At 65.3% G+C, this 3,510-nt stretch carries 3 protein-coding genes and 1 pseudogene; all 4 read right to left on the reverse strand.

Going from position 1 to position 3,510, the window contains the following annotated elements:
* Positions 1-1,261 (reverse strand): MFS transporter (locus EN984_RS27000; protein ID WP_127384081.1); only part of this gene is annotated, 1,261 nt, incomplete at its 3' end.
* 68 nt (positions 1,262-1,329) lie between these two features.
* A complete protein-coding gene (locus tag EN984_RS27005) occupies positions 1,330-1,962 on the reverse strand; it encodes a nicotinate-nucleotide adenylyltransferase (RefSeq protein ID WP_236383241.1) in 633 nt (210 codons plus the stop codon).
* A 27-nt stretch (positions 1,963-1,989) separates the two neighbouring features.
* Positions 1,990-3,276: a glutamate-5-semialdehyde dehydrogenase gene (locus EN984_RS27010; protein ID WP_127266816.1), complete on the reverse strand. Its 1,287-nt coding sequence runs from the start codon at positions 3,274-3,276 to the stop codon at positions 1,990-1,992.
* Positions 3,277-3,279: 3 nt separating this feature from the next.
* Positions 3,280-3,510, reverse strand: a pseudogene (locus EN984_RS27015) (glutamate 5-kinase); the annotation flags it as partial.

Genomic DNA, 3,510 nt, shown 5'->3' on the forward strand with positions numbered 1-3,510 from the left:
GTGCGAAGGCAAGTTCGACCGGCAAAGGCGCCTGCGCCGTCATCGGTGCGAAACTGCCGGTTTCACCGACCGGGACCGCACGCGTCGTGAACACCCGCAAAAGCACGAACAGGCAGAAGGCAGCGGCGATGAGAACAGCCACATAGATGAAAGCCTGCGTTCCGAAGACGGCCGACAGCGCCGTCACGATGCCGGGCACGACGAAACCCGACAGCGACCAGGCAAACAAAAGCGAACTGGACAGCGCCACCATGTCGTCCTTGCCGGCGCGGTCGGCGGCATGTGCGCTGGCCAGCGAATAGATCGATTCCGAGGCGCCGTCCCACACGATATAGATCACAACCAACGCGGCCAACGCGCCGCCATCGTACCCGAGCGCAAATACGCCGGCGACCATGGCGAGCGCGGATGCGGCGATCAGCACATAGCGGCGGTCGGTTCGATCAGAAATCCAGCCAAGCGGGATCTGCAGGATCAGCGTGCCGAGAGGCATCGCCGAAAGCAGCAGCGCCACATCGGCCTGGCTGTAGCCCTTGGCCGTGGCGTGGATCGGCGCGAAGCCCGCAATCGACATTGACAGGCCGCCGACCGCAAGCATGCCGGCGACGCCGACCGGTGAAACCCGCCAGGCGCGGCGCAGCGCCACCGAGGCCGCCTGCGGTGCCGGCGGCTGGGCAAGTCGGGTCATCCCGACGGGAAGGATCGATAGCGCCGTGAAGGCGATGCCGATCAGCGGCGCATCCGCTGTCCTGATATCCACCAGCGCCAGCGTCGCGTAGCCGACGCCAAGCCCGGCGACATAGGCAACGTAGAAGAAAGCCATGACCCGGCCACGGATGGCGTTGGCAACGGCGTCGTTCAGCCAGCTCTGCGCGACGATGAACAGGCCGCAGATGGCAAAGCCGTAGAGCGCGCGGGCGGCTATCCACAGCAGCGGATGGACCCCGGCGCCGACGGCGGCGTTGGCGAGTGCGATCAGCGCCGACAACACCATGAAGGCACGGGCATGGCCGACCCTTCGCACCAGCGGTCCGGTCAGGATGCAGCCCGCCAGCCCACCGGCCGAAAGTCCGGTGATGATAAGTCCGGCCCAGGTCGGATCGAAACCCTCGGCGCCGAGCCGAACCGGGATATAGGCAAACATCAGCCCGTTGCCGACGGCTATCAGTGCCATCGACACGATGACGCTGGCAATCGCGATCAGCGGTGTGGGCTCGGCGCCCTGCTCGGCTTCGCTGCGGGTTTTCCTGGGAATCGACATGCCTGCTCAGGATTGCCCATGAAACGGGCAAAGGGAGCGATAAAAGCGACATGGGCGGGCGGTCGGGCTCACCCCTTCGCCAGCTTGCGGATCGCACTTGATGACAGCGACGAGCGCGGGCCGTGGATAAAGGTCCAGGCCGGCGCTTTCATGCGGGCAAGCCGCGGCGCATCGCCCTCGTCGATGCGGGCATAGTCGAAGGTCTTGGCGACGACGGAGGACAGGAACGACAGCGTCGCGCCCGGGCGGTCGATGACGGCGATCGGGAAGGTCATGACGATCTCGCGCCAGCGCTGCCAGCGGTGGAAATCGCGCAAACTATCCGCACCCATGATCCAGACGAAGTCGACCCCGGGATTGCGCGCCTTGACCAGCGCCAGCGTGTCGGCGGTGTAGCGGACGTGATGGGCGGCTTCGAAAGCGGTGACCTTGATCTTCGGGTTCTTGGCGATCTGCTCCGACAGCTGCAGCCGTTCGCCGAGCGGCGCCAGTTCCCTGGTGTTCTTCAGCGGATTGCCCGGCGTGACCATCCACCACAATTGGTCGAGCGCCAGGCGCCTGAGCGCGATCTCGGCGACCAGCGCATGGCCGGCATGCGGCGGATTGAACGAGCCGCCGAACAGGCCGACGGCGAGGCCTTTCTCGGCATGCGGCATCTTCAGGTAACGGGAGGGTACCGCCGGTTCGGAAGATGCCAGCATTGCCTCAGGCTCTGACAACGAAAAGATTCAAGGCCTCACCTGTCCCGACCCGCGCACGCGGTATTTGAACGAGGTCAGCTGCTCGACGCCGACCGGTCCGCGCGCATGCATCTTGCCGGTGGCTATGCCGATCTCGGCGCCCATGCCGAACTCACCGCCATCGGCGAACTGCGTCGATGCGTTGTGCAGCAGGATCGCCGAATCGATCTCGTTGAAGAATCTTTCGACGGCTTGCGCGTCCTCGGCGACGATCGCCTCGGTGTGATGCGAGGAAAACGTCTCGATATGCTCGATGGCACCGGCAACGCCGTCGACCAGCTTCACCGCGATGATGGCGTCGAGATATTCAGTCACCCAGTCGGCATCGATCGCCGGCTTGGCATCGAAAAACACTTTCAGCACGTCGGCATCGGCATGGATTTCGCAACCCGCCGCGCGCAGTGCGTCGAGGATCGGCACCAGATGGGTGGAGGCGACCGCCTGGTCGACCAGCAGCGTCTCGGCGGCACCGCAGACGCCGGTGCGCCGCATCTTGGCGTTGACGGCTATCCGCACCGCCATGTCGAGATCGGCCGAGCGGTCGATGTAGAGATGGCAGATGCCTTCGAGATGCGCGAAAACCGGCACCCGTGCCTCAGCCTGCACGCGCCCGACGAGGCTTTTGCCGCCGCGCGGGATGATGACATCCAGCGTGCCGCCGAGGCCCTTCAGCATCTCGCCAACGGCGGCGCGATCGGTGGTCGGCACCAGCTGGATGGCGTCTTCCGGCAGGCCGGCTTGCTTCAGCCCTTCGACCAGGCAGGCATGGATGGCGGCTGATGAATTGAGCGAATCCGAGCCGCCACGCAGGATCACCGGATTGCCTGCCTTGAGGCACAGCGCGCCGGCATCGGCGGTGACGTTCGGGCGGCTCTCATAGATGACGCCGACGACGCCGAGCGGTGTGCGCACACGCTCGATATGCAGGTCGTTCGGCCTGTCCCATTGCGCCATCACATCGCCGACCGGATCGCGCAGCGCGGCGATTTCCCTGATGCCGTCGGCCATGGCGCGAATGCGCGCCGGATCGAGCTTCAGCCGATCCATGAAGGAGGCGGAAAGCCCGGATTCCTGGCCGTTCGAGACATCGATGGCGTTGGCGTCGAGAATGTCCTGCTCACGAGCGACGATCGCCTCTGCCATGGCGAGGAGTGCGGCGTTCTTGGCGGCGGTCGTGGCAATGGCCAGCGGTCGGGCGGCAGCGCGGGCACAACGGCCGATATCGGCCATCGTTGCTACGGTGTCATCCCCGGATTTTTCATGCAGTTTCAGCATGGCTCATCCTCCGCTTACATCGCCACCGACCGTGACTTGGTCACCGGCCCCTGTTTGGTCGCCGGCCCGTACTTGGTCACCCGAATGGCTCACCACAAGGTCGTCGCGGTGGATCATCGCCGAACGCGCCTCGTAGCCGAGCACGGTTTCGATCTCGGTCGTCTTCAGGCCCGCGATCCTTACGTCATCGGCCGCATCGTATGCAACCATCCCGCGCGCGATCTCTCGGCCCTC

The organism is Mesorhizobium sp. M7A.F.Ca.CA.004.12.1.1, from assembly GCF_003997835.1.
Taxonomy (GTDB): Bacteria; Pseudomonadota; Alphaproteobacteria; order Rhizobiales; family Rhizobiaceae; genus Mesorhizobium.